The organism is Psychrobacter sp. N25K4-3-2 (assembly GCF_015351755.1).
GTDB classification, from domain to species: domain Bacteria; phylum Pseudomonadota; class Gammaproteobacteria; order Pseudomonadales; family Moraxellaceae; genus Psychrobacter; species Psychrobacter glaciei.
The window spans coordinates 643,139-660,670 of record NZ_JADKLX010000002.1; the positions used below are offsets into that span (position 1 = coordinate 643,139).

At 45.5% G+C, this 17,532-nt stretch carries 14 protein-coding genes; 1 reads left to right on the plus strand and 13 read right to left on the minus strand.

The features are described from left to right. Positions 1-12: 12 nt before the first annotated feature. Entirely contained in the window at positions 13-888 is an 876-nt protein-coding gene (locus IOD06_RS07700; RefSeq protein WP_010198929.1) for a mechanosensitive ion channel family protein, read from the minus strand. Between the two features lie 90 nt (positions 889-978). Next, a complete protein-coding gene (locus IOD06_RS13790; protein ID WP_194620347.1) occupies positions 979-1,866 on the minus strand; it encodes an energy transducer TonB in 888 nt (295 codons plus the stop codon). 593 nt (positions 1,867-2,459) lie between these two features. Between IOD06_RS13790 and IOD06_RS07710 the strand changes: the two genes are divergently transcribed. After that, positions 2,460-3,239 (plus strand): hypothetical protein, encoded by a 780-nt coding sequence (locus tag IOD06_RS07710; RefSeq protein WP_010198924.1) that lies wholly within the window; start codon positions 2,460-2,462, stop codon positions 3,237-3,239. Positions 3,240-3,502: 263 nt separating this feature from the next. Here the strand turns inward: IOD06_RS07710 and IOD06_RS07715 are convergent, their stop codons facing one another. The 11 genes from IOD06_RS07715 to nuoE form a co-directional block, all read right to left on the minus strand. After that, positions 3,503-4,333, minus strand: a complete 831-nt coding sequence (locus tag IOD06_RS07715) for a ferredoxin--NADP reductase (RefSeq protein ID WP_194620349.1) — start codon at positions 4,331-4,333, stop codon at positions 3,503-3,505. A 168-nt stretch (positions 4,334-4,501) separates the two neighbouring features. Next, positions 4,502-5,980, minus strand: coding sequence for an NADH-quinone oxidoreductase subunit N (locus IOD06_RS07720; RefSeq protein WP_010198916.1), 1,479 nt, complete (start codon positions 5,978-5,980; stop codon positions 4,502-4,504). 3 nt (positions 5,981-5,983) lie between these two features. Beyond that, positions 5,984-7,612, minus strand: a complete 1,629-nt coding sequence (gene nuoM, locus IOD06_RS07725; protein ID WP_010198913.1) for an NADH-quinone oxidoreductase subunit M — start codon at positions 7,610-7,612, stop codon at positions 5,984-5,986. A gap of 1 nt (position 7,613) precedes the next feature. Beyond that, entirely contained in the window at positions 7,614-9,488 is a 1,875-nt protein-coding gene (nuoL, locus tag IOD06_RS07730; protein ID WP_194620351.1) for an NADH-quinone oxidoreductase subunit L, read from the minus strand. A gap of 4 nt (positions 9,489-9,492) precedes the next feature. Continuing rightward, entirely contained in the window at positions 9,493-9,801 is a 309-nt protein-coding gene (nuoK, locus tag IOD06_RS07735; RefSeq protein ID WP_025653102.1) for an NADH-quinone oxidoreductase subunit NuoK, read from the minus strand. A gap of 98 nt (positions 9,802-9,899) precedes the next feature. Continuing rightward, positions 9,900-10,631, minus strand: a complete 732-nt coding sequence (gene nuoJ / locus IOD06_RS07740; RefSeq protein ID WP_194620353.1) for an NADH-quinone oxidoreductase subunit J — start codon at positions 10,629-10,631, stop codon at positions 9,900-9,902. Next, on the minus strand, positions 10,628-11,176 hold the full coding sequence (gene nuoI / locus IOD06_RS07745; protein ID WP_189586455.1) for an NADH-quinone oxidoreductase subunit NuoI: 549 nt from the start codon (positions 11,174-11,176) through the stop codon (positions 10,628-10,630). Before nuoI ends, nuoJ begins: the two co-directional genes overlap by 4 nt. Before the next feature lie 55 nt (positions 11,177-11,231). Further along, positions 11,232-12,224: an NADH-quinone oxidoreductase subunit NuoH gene (gene nuoH, locus IOD06_RS07750; protein WP_189586605.1), complete on the minus strand. Its 993-nt coding sequence runs from the start codon at positions 12,222-12,224 to the stop codon at positions 11,232-11,234. Between the two features lie 52 nt (positions 12,225-12,276). Further along, a complete protein-coding gene (gene nuoG, locus IOD06_RS07755; RefSeq protein WP_194620355.1) occupies positions 12,277-15,393 on the minus strand; it encodes an NADH-quinone oxidoreductase subunit NuoG in 3,117 nt (1,038 codons plus the stop codon). 10 nt (positions 15,394-15,403) lie between these two features. Then, positions 15,404-16,828: an NADH-quinone oxidoreductase subunit NuoF gene (gene nuoF / locus IOD06_RS07760; protein WP_194620357.1), complete on the minus strand. Its 1,425-nt coding sequence runs from the start codon at positions 16,826-16,828 to the stop codon at positions 15,404-15,406. Next, the gene (nuoE, locus tag IOD06_RS07765) at positions 16,825-17,334 is read right to left on the minus strand and encodes an NADH-quinone oxidoreductase subunit NuoE (protein WP_194620359.1); all 510 of its coding nucleotides are present in this window, start codon (positions 17,332-17,334) and stop codon (positions 16,825-16,827) included. Before nuoE ends, nuoF begins: the two co-directional genes overlap by 4 nt. Positions 17,335-17,532 lie beyond the last annotated feature (198 nt).

Genomic DNA, 17,532 nt, shown 5'->3' on the forward strand with positions numbered 1-17,532 from the left:
CAGCTTTATGGACTAGTCTTTAGCCAATGGCAGTTTCTGCGCTTGCCCCATCTGATTAATCATGTGATCTAAGCCTTTAACATGGACACTGCGCTGCGGGAATGGAATCTCAATTTTTTCATCATCGAGCGCATGTTTGAACTGCTCTAGTAGCTCGCATTGCATCGACCACCAGTCAGCATTGGTTGTCCAAACGTTTAGGGTTAAATCCACTGAGTTATCACCCAAATTGGTCACTCGCACGATAGGCTCAGGATCAGTAAACGCCAATGCATTGTTTCTTGCGAGGCTTAGCATCACCTCTTTAGCCGTTTTTATATCGGCATCGTAGCCAATACCAACTGTAATATCGACGCGGCGATTGGGTAGCGCGGTATAGTTGACAACGGCTGACGTGGTGATATCGCTATTAGGAATGATGATATCGTGATTATTAATGGTCGTTAAATGGGTATTAACCAAGCTAATCTCAGTCACCGTGCCGGTATAACTGCTGATCTGGACATAGTCACCGCGTACAAACGGGCGAAAAGTCACAATCATAATACCAGCGGCAAAGTTCGACAGCTGATCCTTTAGTGACAGACCAATGGCAACGGCGGCACCACCCAAGATAGCGACAACCGAGGTGGTTTGCACACCCACTTTGCTTAGCGCAGCCAAGGTAATCACGACCAGTAACACGCCATACAACAGACGGCTCAAAAATCCAGCGACTGTCTCGTCTAGATGGCTACGCATCATAAGACGATTAGAGAAAGCGACCGCCTTTTTGGCCAGCCAGCGTCCGATGATAAATATGAGTATTGCCAAAGCCACTTTGATGACTAACTCTATTGCAGTGCTGGTTAGCGTGGCCACATCTATTGTAAAACCTAAAAATTCCATAATGACTCTTTATTCTATCGCTGTATTTTATGAATTTGGGTGTCTGCTATTAGGGATTCGAACTGATTCTTGTTATCTCAACTTGTTATCCTAATAAGTCACATCTACTTTGTCACTATAACGGTAGGTACGTATCAAACGCAACTCGACTATATCATGCATGTCTTTAGTGAACTTACCAAAGGGCGCTGCTTGCCGTACTGACTGCTTAGCAGCTTCGTCCAATATCGTAGAATCTGAGCTTTCAAGCAGGCGAATAGCTTTGATATTACCGTCATGACTAATAATGACCATGAGGCGCACTTCACCCGTGATACCTTGCGCACGCGCTTGAGCAGGATATTGTAAATTACCAACGCGCTCGACGTGTTCACGAAAAGTATTGATATAGTCAGCGGCTGCACCACGCGTCGTTGAATTACTATCGACCGTCACTACTTTCGACTTGGTTGCATAGAGCTGCTGACGCTGAGACAGTTGCGCCTCTAGGGTGGCAATTTGCTTACGCAGTCGCTCTTCTTGCGCCATGAGATCATCTTTTACTTGCTTACTGTCATTATCAGACTCTACCGTAGCCTGCCGCCAGCTTAGCGTGGTACGCAGATAGCTCTCTTGATAGCGTTGCTGACGAACTTGACGCTGCAAACTGATCACGTCTTGGGTTTCGCTCATTTGCTCAGCAGACAATGGACTGCTCTGATCGGTCTCTTGCCTCAAAAGCTCACGTACCGTACCACCACCCTCTTGAGAGGCATTGGCAATAAAATGGGCATCTTCATTTGGCTGCATATTATCGGCTAGCGCCTTAGCCACGTCTTGCATCATCGCTGCAGGATCTTTGCCCATAGAGAAGCTGATACCAAAAATAATTAACGCATGGATGGCTACTGCGATGGCAATAGCAACAGGCAAACTGATATCACGCTTGGGTGCTTGCGCTGAAAAGTGGTAGCTTTGTGAGTCTTTGATATAGGCCACAATTGGTCTCAGCTTCTGGATATGAGCTTATAAGTATAAAGGTAGCAGACAATACGCTGAATAAAATTGAGGCGCGTTATCTGTGGCACATGTCGGCGCTATCATAACATGACATATAATTATGTCGCTAGCATAACCGTGGCTGACCAACCTTATGCCACCTACGCATCATTTTGCGGTAATAAAGTTATCAACACACCCTACCCTAGTCGCATAGCAAAAATAACCCCACAAGATTATGTGATTGGTTCATTGATATTAAGTATGCTTATCAAATGAATACCGACAAAACGCATGTGTTCATTTTGCATGCTTCTATTTTGTTATATACTGTTTCTAATGACAACATTATCAACTATTAGGTATTACCCTATCAAGCATGACTTTTTCATTTGTGTTTGCTAAGGCAATACCTAGCACTCGGCGAGCTTGGTAAGAAATGGTGTAACTAAGCAAGTTCCATGGCGTCGTGTTTTTTGATTACTATTAGTATGCCTGACAACTAAAAAACCATCATTGACCATCCATACTTCATAAACGATTCTTTGCGTCGCCCTTGATGTTGCTGCCCTATATTTATAAGGATAATAAGTTTGAGTGATTTTGATAACGTGAATAATTCAGACAGTTTTGATGACTTTTTCGATAGTATCGGCTATCGTTTTGACGAGTCATTCAGCGATGGTTGGGATCGCATAACCCAAACCATCAAGAACCTATACGATAGAACGACTGATAAACTTGAAGATGAGCTGTCTCTGCCAGTCGCTCAGAGCTATGTCAATGATGCTCTGCAAAAGTTTGTGACCGACAATGTCAAAGCTATTTTAGAGCTGCGTGTTGAGATGCATGATGATTGGTTTCGCTTGTACTGCACCATCAACGTAGCCGGTATTTATGTAGAAATCGCCAGTAATTTTAGCTTGGTTCATGTGCAACTTGATCGCAATGTACAGCGCTTTGTGTTTGGGCAACAAACTTATACCGATGTGCTCAACTTACGCTGCGAGTCATTTATCAAACGTCAAGGCGTCAAGCTGTTCATTTGGTTTTACCATCGCATCCTAAAAAAAGATCCTTTGGGTTTTATTTTGTCTTATATCAATATTGCGCGCGCAAAAGATGAAGTTATTTATCTTGATATCAATCGCTGGCTAAAAAAGAACAAAAAAATCATGAGTGCTTTGCATAAGGTACAAGTGAATTATGGCGAAATTGAAGAAGAGCAAATGATTTTGAAAACGCAAATCAATTATCGCGATCTATTGGCAGCAAGCAGCAACGAAGATATCATTGGCGACGATGATGAGCCTGAACTTATGCAAGGTCCAATCAACCCGATTGATGATGCAACCGAACCGAGTCAAGTTTAGAAACCACTATAGTCAAAATATCCTAAAAACGCGACGGTATTGCTGATATCAATTTTTTGTAGCCTCTGTCTGCACAGGCACAGCAAGCAAGCAAGAAAGAAAGAAAAATTGACATCAGCAGTGCATGATGTATCGATATTACTTTTCACTGACTATACTTTTAGCTCACAAAAAACGCTGACTCTTGGAGACTATGGTCTTTTAAGAGTCAGCGTTTTTGTTTTTATCGAGCCAATTTTCATTAGCATAAAGAGATAAGACGACTACCAGTAGTTTTCGACCGCAATATTGCCCTCACCGCGACGATTCATCACCAACCCTAATGACTTTAGCGTCTCTTTGGTATCCTCTACCATGTCTGGATTGCCGCACAGCATGACATGCGTGCTATCAGTGTCTAACGCTATGCCCGCTCGCTCTTGTAGCGTGCCGTCTAATAGCAGTTTTGGTAGACGCTCTGTCAGTGCGCCCTCAACTGGCTCACGAGTAACAATAGGAATGAAGATTAATTTGGCTGGATTATCTACTAACGTGCCAAAGTCTTCTTGTAGACTTTCTATCTTATCCACATAAGCCAGCTCTTCTATCGACCGCGCACTATAGGCTAATACAATGTGCTCGTAGTCCTGCCACGTTTGCAAGTCTTGTAGCATGGATAAAAATGGTGCAAGGCCAGTACCTGTTGCGAGCAGCCATAAATCTTTGGGCAATGGTTTTTGATAACGCGCTAAGGTTAAAAAACCAAACGGCATCGTATTGAGCAATAGCTCATCGCCCACTTGTAAATGTTGCAGCTGCGAAGTAAACGCACCATCAGGAATGACGATAGAGAAAAACTCTAACACCTCGTCAAAGGGAGAAGAAATAATCGAATAAGCACGAAAAACATCTTCATTTAATGCAGCATCAGATACATCGCTAGAGGCCTCATCTTGCTGCTGATAATACTGTAATTGACTCGGGTTGACGCCCAAACGTACAAATTGCCCCGCTGTAAATTTAAAGCTGTCAGGACGGCTGACCGTAAAGCTAAACAGATTTGGTGTCCAAGTAGTCTTACTCAGAACAGTTACGGTTTGGATATTGTCACTCATAATCATTCGTCACTTATACTTTATTAAATTTATTTTTATAAGAATTTAAACAATAAAAAAAGATGCGCCAAGCTTATCATAAAGCTGGCGCACCTGGGTTTTCTAAGCGTAACAGCAGATAAGCAGCACCATACAAATGCGGCGACTTACCTTACATCTATAATGGTATTACCAAATACGTGCCAAACTTGCCCATTCAATCAGCGTGTTCGGCAAGATACCAAAGAAGACTATCATCGCAGTCACCGCTATCACCATAATACCACCAGTGCGAATGCCCCATTGCCCAGAAACATCAAACTCAATGAATTGCTTAGGACGTTTGAACAGTGTAAGTAAGACACGTAAGTAATAGAATAAGCCAATCGCACTACCTAAGATAATCATCGCTGCTAAGAACCAATTGGCTCCTTGTACAGCAGCTAGTATGGCAAATAACTTAGTGATAAAGCCTGCCGTTAGTGGAATGCCAGCCAATGACAACATCATAATGGTCATGACAGCAGTCAACACTGGACGACGCCAAAACAGTCCTTGATAGTGGGTCAGCTCATCCGCTTCACCAGCCAAGCGATACGGGCTCGACATCAAGGTCACGACACCAAAGGCACCGATAGAGGTAAAGGCATAAACCGCCATATACATGCTAGAGATACTATCTGCGGCTGAACCAATACTGACGATCACGATCAGCACATAACCCATATGCGCAATTGAAGAATAACCCAATAGACGTTTGAGGCTGGTTTGACGAACCGCCAACAAGTTACCTGCCAAAATAGATAAGGTCGCCATGACCATCAATAGCATTTGTACCGACGGCAACGCCAATAAAGAGGTATCGATTAAGAATCGTACCGCCAGCGCCATCATAGCAACTTTGGATACTGAGGCTAAGAAAGTCGCGATAGGTGCAGGTGCGCCTTCGTAAACATCGGGCGTCCACATATGAAACGGTGCTGCCGACAGTTTAAAGGCAATACCGAACATCATCATTGCCGCGCCAAGTATTAATAATGGCGACTCAAATACATCGACCAGCATGATGCTAATCGGCTTGAAAGCCAATGAGCCAACTTGTGCATAGATAAAGGCCATGCCCATCAGCAAGGTGGCCGATGCCGTCGCTGACAGTACCAGATATTTAAGTCCTGACTCCAGCGAGCGGTTGCGCATGTAAGTATAAGACAGCAGACCGTACAATGGTACTGAGAGCAGCTCTAAGCTCATAAAGAACGATGCCATATGCTGAGCACACACCATGAGCAGCGCGCCCGTGGTCGATAGCAGCATCAGCAAGTACAACTCGTCTTTATTGTCTTTAAAATCGGCCAAATAGGCGTAAGATAAAGTACAACAAGCCAGCGCACAGATCAGTATTACCACCATATTGAACTGCGCGAAGTTATCAATCACAAAAAGCTGTTCAGCGATTGGTAACTCCGAGCCACTGGTGATTATGCCTGCCATTTGCCCAATTAAAGTGAACAGAGCAATGTTTAGGCCGACGACCGTAATAGTACCCGTCACAATATGTGAGCGTTTAATGGTGATGGCGATCATTACCAGCAATACCGTAATGACGACGGCAATGATCGGTGCATAAGGCATCAGTCCCATCAAATCATTCATCGTAAATTCATTCATGACTTAACGTGCCTCCATTGCATCAAGCAGCTGCGATGCATCTACTTGTGTCACTTGACTATATATATAGGCATTGTTGATCCATTGCATAGCGTGGCTTGAGGTATCAAGGAATGGCTGCGGATACAGTCCGAGCCAGACCAAACCAGCGGCCAACATCAGTAATAACGACAGCTCACGTTTGCCTAAATCTTTTAATTTGCGGTTCGGCAAACCGTGTGATTTGGTCTCGCGCATGGCCAATGCTTCAATATTATTGGTACCAAATAATGCACGATGGATCAAGATCAGCGAGTACAATCCTGCCAATACCAAGCTGAAAGTGGCTAATACCACAAACACAGGATACTGGGCAAATGCGCCTAATAAAATCATGAACTCACCGATGAAGTTCCCTGTACCTGGGATACCCAATAAGGCGGCACAGAAGAACATCAATATGGGTGCATAGTAGCGGAATTGTCCCCACATGCCGCCCATCAAGGTTAAATCACGAGTATGTAGACGCTCGTATAACTGCCCTGCCATGATGAACAATGCTGCCGAACTTAAGCCGTGCGCTAACATCTGAATCATCAAACCTTGCAAGCTGAGTAAGCTGCCAGCATAGATTGCCAAGACCACAAAACCCATGTGCGAGATACTGGTATAAGCCAGCAAACGCTTCATATCGGTTTGCATAAAGGCCAACCAAGCACCATAGAAGATGCCAATCGTACCTAAAGTCATCGCAATCGGCGCAAAATCTTGTGATGCTGCTGGGAATAACGGTAAGACAAAACGAATCAAACCATAAGCAGCTGTCTTAATCAGTACCCCTGCCAAATCAACCGAACCAGCCGTTGGTGCCTGCGCATGCGCGTCAGGTAGCCAGCCGTGAAAAGGAACAATCGGCAGCTTGACCGCAAAGCCAATAAAGAAGCATAGCATGATGGGGTATTCCCAACCGCCGAGCGACGTACCGAGCAAATCATTGTAATTAAAGCTGACCACGCCTTTTTGCGCGTAGCTGATAATGACCAATACCAATATGCCAATGAGCATGATAAGCCCAGACGCTTGAGTATAGATAAAGAACTTGGTTGCCGCGTATTCTTTGGTCTTGCCACCGACCACATCATGACCCCAAATGGCGATCAAGAAGTAGATAGGAACCAGCATCATCTCCCAGAAGAAGAAGAACAAAAACAGATCAATGGCCAAGAAAACACCGATGACACCGCCCAAGCTCCATAGCAAGTTCAGATGGAAGAAACCAACACGACGTTGGATCTCATTCCATGAACAGGCAACCGCTGCAATACCCAGTAGACCGGTTAAGGCCACCATCATGAGCGACAAGCCATCTAAGGCTAAATGAAAGCTAATACCAAAAGTCGGTATCCACGGCACACTAAATTCAGCGACCCAAGGCACAGCCGAATCTGGTGCAATTACCTGCTTGCTCATACCGCCAAAATCACCGTATTGCCACAGTACCAGTGACAATACAAAGGTCAACGTCATACCGATTAAAGCAATCCAGCGCGGCAGACGTTTATTAACTCGCTCTACCAACCAACATAGCAATCCCGCAATAAACGGAATCGCAATCAATGCTGGTAGCATCCACGTTTGTTGTAACTCTATCATCTTATACCACCGTCATCATTACCAGCACCAGCAATACAGCAATACCCAAGCCAAAGCTTGTAGCGTAGCCTCGAAGTGACCCTGTTTGCGTCGCAGACAATATCTTATTACCTGCTGAAGCCAGCTTAGGTAATAAAAGCCACGTTTTATCAACAGGATCGGCTTTAAATAAGCGGCCGATGAACAAAAAGGGTTTTACAAAAATTATATCGTATAGCGCGTCAAAGCCTAGACCGTGATAGCACCAGTGATATAGCGCCCCACCAATACGTGAGCGCTTAAAGCTGGTAAGCAGACGACCTTTATCCACGACATATAATAGTGCCGCCAATATCAAACCTGCCGCCATTGCACCCATCGCGATATACTCTGCGGTGTGCTTGGCATGCGCTTGACCAGCAACTTCTAATAAATGACCAACGCTCTCTGGCAGCACCCCTTGCAATGGTGGCGTAATCAATGCGCCAACCGCAGTTGATAGCACCAGCAATACAGTCAGCGGCAACCAATAAGATATCCCTGACAACTTGTGCGCAGGCGTTTTTTCTTCGCCAAAGAATATGATCCAAATCATACGGAACGTATAAAGTGCCGTTAAGAAAGCACCGAATACACCCATATAAAATAAGACCATGTGACCGGTTGCATAGGTCTCCCAAAGAATTGCTTCTTTAGAATAAAAACCAACGGTGACCCAAGGTATCGCTGCAAGTGCACCGCCACCAACGATATAACACCAAAACACCAATGGTATCTTTTTACGTAAGCCACCCATCTTAAAGATGTTTTGCTCATGGTGTACTGCAAGAATGACCGCACCTGATGACAAGAATAACAAGGCTTTAAAGAAAGCATGCGTCATCAAATGGAAGATCGCACCTTGCCAAGCACCCACGCCGAGCGCTAGGAACATATAGCCAATTTGGCTCATGGTTGAATAGGCAAGGATACGTTTAATATCAGTTTGCGCCAGCGCACAGAATCCAGCAACGACTAACGTCAATGCCCCTACACCGCCAACCCAATACAATAAGATACCAGGCGTCAGCTCAAACAATGGATGTAGGCGGGCGATCAAATAAACGCCTGCTGTTACCATCGTTGCCGCATGAATCAGCGCTGATACCGGTGTCGGACCTGCCATCGCATCAGCAAGCCAAGTATGTAATGGCAACTGTGCTGACTTACCCATTGCACCGCCGACCAACATCATGGTGGTTAGCATCATCGTTGGATTATTGATGTCAAAGACTTCTGGCGCGCGCGTAATAATGTCTTGAATATTAAGCGTGCCAAATTCACGGAACAATAAAAACAAACCAAACGCTAAAAACACATCGCCAACACGCGTGACCGTAAAGGCTTTCATCGCTGCGCGACCATTGGCTCTATCATGATAATAAAAGCCAATCAAAAGGTAAGAACAGATACCGACGCCTTCCCAACCGAGATAAAGCAAAAATAAATTGTCCGCCAATACCAGCAATAGCATGCTGGCGACGAACAAGTTCATATAGCTAAAGAAACGGGCAAAGCCAGTGTCGCCTTTCATATACCAAGCGGCAAACAGATGGATTAAAAAACCAATGCCGGTAATAACACCCGTCATCGTCAATGCCAAACCGTCAAAGCTCAAGCCAAATTTTGGTGCAAAGTCTCCCACTTGGAACCACGTCCATAGCGGAATCTCAATGACCGTACCTGCTGGATTGCTGGTTAAAAAGGTATAGCTGACCACCAATGTGCATAGTGCTGATAGCAGCATACTGCCAACACCGACCATCGCGGCCACTTGCTCTGATAATTTGTCACGCATAAAGGCTAAAATTAAAAAGCCAACGAGCGGGAATATAAAGGTTAATGGTAATAAACTCATGACATCATCCTTTCATCTCATTGGCGCTATCGACATCGAGATGCCCACGCTGATGATAAAAACGCAATAATATTGCCAGACCAATAGAGGCTTCAGCGGCGGCCAACGTCAAAATAAAGATAAACATAATTTGTCCATCTGGATCGACCCAGCGACTGCCTGCAACCACAAATGCTAATGCTGCCGCATTCATCATGATCTCAAGGCTCATTAGCATAAATAAAAAGTTACGCCGTACCATGACACCGCACAGACCAATGGCGAATAAAATACCCGCCAAAATCAGTCCATGGCTCATGGGTATCATACCCAGTACATTTTGCGCCGCGGCAGCGGGCTGTACTAAGCCTGCTACCTCATGGGCAAACGGCACGTTCGACACATCTTGTGCCACGCTTGCTGCTAGTACCATCAGTCTGACTCCTTGCGCGTGACTTTCTTCATACCCACTTGCATACTTACCTTCTTACCAACGTAGTCATGCGGATCGACATCTTTATATTCGTAGGGTTTAGCCATTTTTACCGCATCATATTCTGTATGAGTGCTTTCGTTATCGTATTGCTTGATACTGCCCACACTAGGCTTAAAGTCTTGACTGTCATTACCGACAATTTCATCATCAGATGACTCTTTACCCACATGATAAGCAGCCACTAGCGCCGCTAGTAATAGTAAAGCAGCGATTTCTACCAACATAATATATTTGCTAAATAATGCAGTACCTACCGCTTTAGAGGAAACACTGACCCCGCCAATAACAGCAGCTTCGTCGTGATTGAGACCAATCATCGCATAGAGCACAACCGCGATAATAATGGTCAATCCTGTCGGTACGGCCCAAGTGCCCGCATCGAGCCAGCGCTCTTCACGCTCATCATTACGCATGCCCAAATTGAGCATCATGATGACAAAAACGAAAAGCACCAAAATTGCCCCAGCGTATACGACAATCTCTAGCGCACCAGCAAATGGCGCACCGAGTACGAAAAATATGCCAGCGACTGCTAGTAAAGATACAATCATCGACAAAATTGCATGTACCGGATTGGCATGGGTGACTACTCGTAGACTGGCAAAGATAGCCACGGCAGCAAGTGCATAAAATCCTGCCAATTCAGGACTATTCAAAATATTCATCATGGCAGCAAGCTCCTTAGATCAATCGGTGCAGCTTCGTTTTGTGCCGCGCCTTTCGGTTTGTCCGCGACTGCCATACCCGTCACACGATAATAGTTATAATCGGGATACTTACCTGGTCCTGAAATCAGCAAATGCTCTTTTTCATAGACCAAATCTTGGCGCTTATATTCACCCAGCTCAAAATCGGGCGTCATTTGAATCGCTGTTGTCGGACAGGCTTCTTCACATAGGCCGCAAAAGATACAGCGCGAGAAGTTAATTCGGAAAAACTCCGGATACCAACGACCGTCTTCACGTTCCGCTTTCTGTAATGAGATACAGCCGACCGGGCATGCCACGGCGCATAAGTTACAAGCAACGCAGCGCTCATCACCATCAGGGTCGCGAGACAATATGATACGTCCACGAAAGCGCGGTGGTACAGGTACCGGCTCTTCAGGATAAAGAATGGTGTCACGCGGTCTAATCGCATGGCTATTGACCATCCACATGCTGCGGACAATGGTAAATAGGCCAATGACGATCTTTTTTATGCTAGTAAACATGGGATTATTATCCTTATCAGCTTTACCCTAGTTCATCAATGATGGCTAGTAATGATTACAACGTTGGCGAAAAGATCAAAATGACTGCGGCAGTAACTAATAAATTAATCAACGTTACTGGCAGGCAGACTTTCCAGCCAAAGTTCATCACCTGATCATAGCGCGGACGCATGAGTGAGCCTCGAGCCAAAATAAACATGGTCATAAAGAACAGCGTCTTAATCATGAACCAAAAAGCTGGTGGAATAAATGGAATATCTAAATTAAAAGGCGCAAGCCAACCACCAAAGAACAGACAAGTCATCAATGCTGAAATCAATACGACGTTGACATATTCCCCAATAAAGAACATCCCGAACTTCATGCCAGAATATTCGACATGATAGCCCTCGGCAAGCTCTTGCTCTGCTTCTGGTTGATCAAATGGATGCCTATGCGTAACAGCCACACCAGCGACCACAAAGGTCAAAAATCCAAAAAACTGCGGAATGATATACCAGCCGTCAATTTGTGACTCGACAATCTCACGTAAATTAAAAGAACCGGTCAAGGCGACGACGCCCATCAACGACAAACCTAAGAAGACTTCATAGCTGATGGTTTGCGCCGCTGAACGTAAGCCACCCAATAACGAGAACTTGTTAGCAGATGCCCAACCACCGAACATCACTGCATAGACAGCAATACCGGCCATGGCAAAGAAGAACAGAATACCAATATCCCAATCAGCCACACCAAGTGTTGGTGAGATAGGAATAATGGCAAATGAAGCCAATGCGGTAAACATTGCGACCGCAGGTGCCAAGGTAAACATAAACTTATCGGTGAAATTTGGTGTCCAATCTTCCTTAAAGAAGATTTTGAGCATATCTGCGACCAGCTGCAATGAGCCAAAAGGCCCAACTCGGTTTGGACCGTAACGGTCTTGCCATAAGGCCAGCATGCGGCGCTCATAGACAATCATCATAGCGGCAACGATGACCACTACTAAAAAGATGACCAGCGATTGGCTGACCAAAAAAAGAATAGACCAAGCATCAAAGCTCATGCTACTCGCCAAAAAGCTTGGCACATCAGGGATAATACGGGTAACTTGCATATTACACCTCCTGTGTGATGGTCGGCGCTGTATTCATTTGCGCGGCATTATTATCGTTCATGCCGTTTCCAGCATCATTATTTATCAAAGACCTATCGTCAGCCATACTACCCATCATGGTCACTGGCGCATCAACTTTACGTACCGACGCTGGCATCGATGGGTGAATGATACTCACCTGCCCGACTGGGTAACCGATACAACCTTCTGCTAAATAACCGACTATTTGTACTGGCAAGGTGATTTGTTGTTTATCAATCTCAATTGCCAAATAATCACCAGCAGCAATATTCCAGTCATTGGCATCATCCATACCGATACGCCATGCGGCAACAGGCAGTTGCTCTGCGACGATTGGACTACGTGAGGCCATCATTGAACTGGCGTAGATATTATAGATAGGCACTAATTTGGCTTGGCCTTGCTGCATATCAGTCGTCGTCGCAGACATCGCTTCTGGCGCAACATATTGACGTGTTTCTAAACGTGCTAGCTGATCAAATAAGCGTACACCTGGATCGCCATTTTTCAGATGACCGCCGACTTTGTCTTGGTATTTGTTCCACGCTTGCGGTGAGTTCCAGCCTGCCGCATTGGCAAAAGGAATCATCGAGCTTGGCGTTTCTTTACCGCTATAGCCTTCCATTGAGAAGGTTAAGCCCGTATCCAAATCTTTTGGCTGCATTGGCTCGTGCACTGAAATCGGCGCACGCATAGCAGTACGACCTGAGTAACGACGTGGCTGACGAGCAATTTTAAGACCCGTCATACGATAGTCAGCATCAGGCGCAGCGCCTTTGATACCAGCAAGCTTAGGATGCGTGGCAATCAACGCATTGATAACATCATCTAGCTGCGTCCAATCGACATCACGACCTTCGATGCTGCTATGCACTGCATGCAACCAGCGCCAGCCTTCTTTGATACTGCTCATCGGATGATAATATTCGTTATCATAGACTTGGAAGAAGCGCTGCGCACGGCCTTCAGCAGATATCAATGTGCCGTCTGCTTCTGCAAAGCTAGCAGCTGGCAATACGATATCGACATCTTTATGCCAATCAAGCAACTGATGATCGAGTGCAATGACGGTTTTATCAGATAGTAACTGCGTCAGTTTATTGGCATCGATGGCATCAGTCAGCTGATTTTCAGCGACAATAACCACATCGAAATCAGTCGCTAACAGCTCTTCGACTGATTGTCCGCCGAGCATGCACACACCCATGCTATTAGCATCGGTAACCGTTAAGTAGATACCTGCTTGTGCCTGATACTTATTGTTTACTTCTTTCAGCTCAAGTTTTTCAGCAGGCTCACGCTCTATATCGTCCTGCACTTCTGTATTCACACCCGTTTCAGGCTTATTTGGTTTGGCTGATAGCTCTTGGTCTTCTTCAGGCTGATCGGTTTGTGCTTGTTGCGTTGCCGCATTTACTTTGGCGTTATGCGTTTCAACTTGATGCTGTTCAGTCGCTTTGATTGCCGCGCGTTTTTTCGTTAATGCCTGAGTAATCTGTGCAGCTGCCTCTATCAATGCGGTAGAAGACAAACTACTACCTGAGATGACCAGTGGCTTGTCTGCTTGAATCAAGTCATAAGCGATTTGCTTCGCTAACGCTTGCATACCGTCAGTCTCAGTACTGGTATCAATATTGGCATCTTGTTCAGCCGCTTGTGGATCTGCTATTTCTGCTAAATCATCAGCGAAACTAGCAATCTCATCAGCGACTTTAAAGCCAAGTTTAGTGATGTCTTCAGGGGTCGCCACTACGCTTACTTTACTGATGTCTTCTAGCTTAGTTTGCGTTACATCGATGACATAGACTGGGCTTAACGCATCTTGAGCAATACGCTTGACTGGTTCAGCAAGCCAAGGTTGCGTTTGCAACGCCGCTGCCATTTTCAGGCCTTCATTTTTTGCAGCTTGACGTACTGACAGCGCAACACGTGATGAAGTTTGCGTGATATCTTCACCCAATACTAATACCGCATCATGGCTTTCAATGTCTGTCATACTTGGGTTATAGATGCCTTCAGTGCTGAGCACTTCGATACATTTATTGACCAGTGCTTGCTGCTGATGGTTCAAACCTGTTGAGAAGTTATCAAAGCCAACGAGATTTTTTAGCGCAAAGTTGGTCTCTAAACTGGCACGTGGTGAGCCAATACCGATGACTTTTTTATCTTTGATACGCTTAATGGTTTCATCGAGTGCGTAGTCAATATTGATTTTGACATGCTTATCATTGATACGTTCAAGCGCTTGCGTTGGACGATCTTCACGATTGACATAGCCATAACCAAAGCGACCACGGTCACACAAGAAATAGCGGTTTACTTCACCGTTATAGCGGTTTTCGATACGGCGCAATTCACCATAACGCTCACCTGGTGAGATATTACAGCCAGCCGAGCAGCCATGACAGATGCTTGGCGCATACTGCATGTCCCATTTACGGTTATAACGCTCTGAATGTGTTTTGTCAGTAAATACACCGGTTGGGCATACTTCCGTTAAGTTGCCTGAGAATTCGCTTTCGAACTGACCATCTTTATCACGGCCAAAATAGACGCGATTGTTTGAGCCATAAACGCCCAAATCTTCGCCGCCTGCGTAGTCTTTATAAAATCGTACACAGCGATAGCAAGCGATACAACGGTTCATCTCATGCGCGATGAATGGACCAAGCTCTTGGTTGTGATGCGTGCGTTTGGTAAAGCGATAACGACGACGACTATGACCTGACATATAAGTCATGTCTTGCAAATGGCAATGGCCGCCCTCTTCACAAGTTGGACAATCATGTGGATGGTTAGTCATCAGTAGCTCAACCATCGACTTGCGAAATGCTTTGGCTTCGTCGTCAGTGACTGAGATGTACATGTCATCGCCAGGAGCGACCATACATGACATCACGAGACGACCGCGACCTGCTTCCATGTCTTCTTTATTTTGGAATTGCTTGACCGCGCACTGACGGCACGAGCCCACTGAGCCAAGGGCTGGATGATAACAAAAATACGGCACATCAATGCCGAGTGATAAGCAGGCTTGTAGCAAGTTATCTGCGCTATCTACTTCGACAGTGGTTCCATCAATATGTATGACTGCCATGCCGCTCTCCTTATTTCACTTCTGGCTGTTGATTGGCTGCCGCATCAATGACATCGACACCAACCGCCTGCGCGATTTTTTGATCAAATTCAGGACGGAAATATTTAATCGCACTCATCAGTGGTTCCATCGCGCCCGGTGCATGCGCACAGAATGTTTTACCAATCCATAAGTCACGCGTAAGGCCTTCTAGTTTTTCGACATCGCCCACTTGCCCTTCACCATCATTGATAGCGGTAAGCAGTTTAACGCCCCACGGTAGGCCATCACGGCATGGTGTACACCAACCGCAGGATTCGCGCTGAAAGAAAATCTCGAGATTACGTAATAGTGGCACCATATCTTGCGCTTCGTCGACGACCATAATTAGCCCCGTACCCATACGGCTACCCGCTTCTTGAATGGTGTCAAAGTCTACGACCACATCTAAATGATCAGCGGTCAAAAAGTCAGTCGATGCGCCGCCCGGCAACCATGCTTTAAGCTTTTTGCCGTCTTTCATACCACCAGCCAAATCTTCGATGATTTCACGAGCGGTATAACCAAATGGTAGCTCCCACAAACCGGGGTCATTGACCAAGCCTGAACAACCAAACAGTTTCGTGCCTGGCGTTTTACTTTTGCCTTTAACGTCAGACAACGACTGATACCATTCGACGCCATGATTTAGGATGGCTGGCATATTACATAAAGTCTCAACGTTGTTGACAACCGTTGGTCTGCCCCATGCACCAGAGATTTGCGGAAAAGGTGGTTTGGTGCGCGGGTTAGCACGGCGACCTTCCAAGCAGTTAATCAATGCTGTCTCTTCACCACATATATAGCGCCCAGCGCCAGTATGTACATGCAGATTAAAGCTAAAATCTGAGCCGAGAATGTTATCGCCCATTAGATTATTGGCCAAGCATTCTTCGATAGCAGTAACCAAGCGCTGAGCAGCTAAAATGTACTCACCGCGGATAAAGATATAACCGTCAGTTGCACCGATAGCATGCGCAGTAATCAACATACCTTCGATAAGCTGAAATGGCAGACGTTCCATCAGTAGACGGTCTTTAAAGGTGCCCGGCTCCATTTCATCAGCATTACAGATGAGATAGCGCGGCAAACCGTCTGGTGGCGACATAAATGTCCACTTCAAACCAGCGTTAAAGCCCGCACCGCCGCGACCTCTGACGTTGGCAGCTTTAATCATATCACCGACTGCTTTGGGCGATTTAGATAAGGCTTCTTTTAAACCAGTGAAACCTTGCAACGATTCATAAGTGGCAAGATCGAGTACGGCATCATGATGTGCTAGACGCCATGTTAACGGCTTGGTTTCGCTAGTCGCTGTGGCTTTATCACCATAGATTGGAACACGCTGTGCATTTAGCTGGCTTGGCGCTTGGCCTTGACCGCGACGAGCAATTTGCTCTGAAATCGTTAAACTCATGCGTATAGCTCCAATAATTGCGCGACCTCGGAGGGCTGGACAGGGCCATAAGTGTCTTCGTCTATCAGCACCGCAGGCCCTTTATCACAGTTACCTAAGCAGCAAATCGGTAATAGCGTAAAACGACCATCAGTGGTCGTCTGACCATACTCAATGTTTAGTTGCGATCTGATTTCAGCCGATAACACCTCATAACCTGTCAAATAACAAGCCACTGAATCACAAATAAGAATCACGTGGCGACCGACAGGCTGACGATAGATACGGTTGAAAAACGTGGCAACGCCGTCCATATCTGACATCGGAATATCTAAGATATTAGCGATAGCATTCACTTGCGCATCATCGACCCAGCCGTTGCGCTTTTGCACAATTTTCAGCGCATCTAGCGAGGCGGCACGCGCCTGTGGGTAATGATGCATAAACTCATGAATGGCAGCAATTTCCTCAGCAGTAAGGATACTTGCCACATCTACTTTTGGCATTTTGTCGGAAACAATTTTCATAATCTTCTATCTTTCCTCACTCATCACGCTTTATCACACTACATTGACGGTCTAAACACTGACTATCATTGCACTGAAATATTACAGCATTTTGGTGTGCCATTTGGCAGTAATATATTGATTAACTTATCTTTTTTCAAAACTATAATTCTTTGAGCAAAGCACTATTCTTTGAGCAAAGCACTATTCTTAGATTAA

What these genes read in the sequence shown, in the direction of transcription:
- nuoE (WP_194620359.1), bottom strand. Translation starts at nt 17,334, where the DNA reads ATGAAAATTGTTTCCGACAAAATGCCAAAAGTAGATGTGGCAAGTATC.
- nuoI (WP_189586455.1), bottom strand. Translation starts at nt 11,176, where the DNA reads ATGTTTACTAGCATAAAAAAGATCGTCATTGGCCTATTTACCATTGTC.
- nuoG (WP_194620355.1), bottom strand. Translation starts at nt 15,393, where the DNA reads ATGGCAGTCATACATATTGATGGAACCACTGTCGAAGTAGATAGCGCA.
- IOD06_RS07715 (WP_194620349.1), bottom strand. Translation starts at nt 4,333, where the DNA reads ATGAGTGACAATATCCAAACCGTAACTGTTCTGAGTAAGACTACTTGG.
- IOD06_RS07700 (WP_010198929.1), bottom strand. Translation starts at nt 888, where the DNA reads ATGGAATTTTTAGGTTTTACAATAGATGTGGCCACGCTAACCAGCACT.
- IOD06_RS07720 (WP_010198916.1), bottom strand. Translation starts at nt 5,980, where the DNA reads ATGAATGAATTTACGATGAATGATTTGATGGGACTGATGCCTTATGCA.
- nuoH (WP_189586605.1), bottom strand. Translation starts at nt 12,224, where the DNA reads ATGAGCTTTGATGCTTGGTCTATTCTTTTTTTGGTCAGCCAATCGCTG.
- nuoF (WP_194620357.1), bottom strand. Translation starts at nt 16,828, where the DNA reads ATGAGTTTAACGATTTCAGAGCAAATTGCTCGTCGCGGTCAAGGCCAA.
- nuoL (WP_194620351.1), bottom strand. Translation starts at nt 9,488, where the DNA reads ATGAGTTTATTACCATTAACCTTTATATTCCCGCTCGTTGGCTTTTTA.
- nuoJ (WP_194620353.1), bottom strand. Translation starts at nt 10,631, where the DNA reads ATGATGAATATTTTGAATAGTCCTGAATTGGCAGGATTTTATGCACTT.
- nuoM (WP_010198913.1), bottom strand. Translation starts at nt 7,612, where the DNA reads ATGATAGAGTTACAACAAACGTGGATGCTACCAGCATTGATTGCGATT.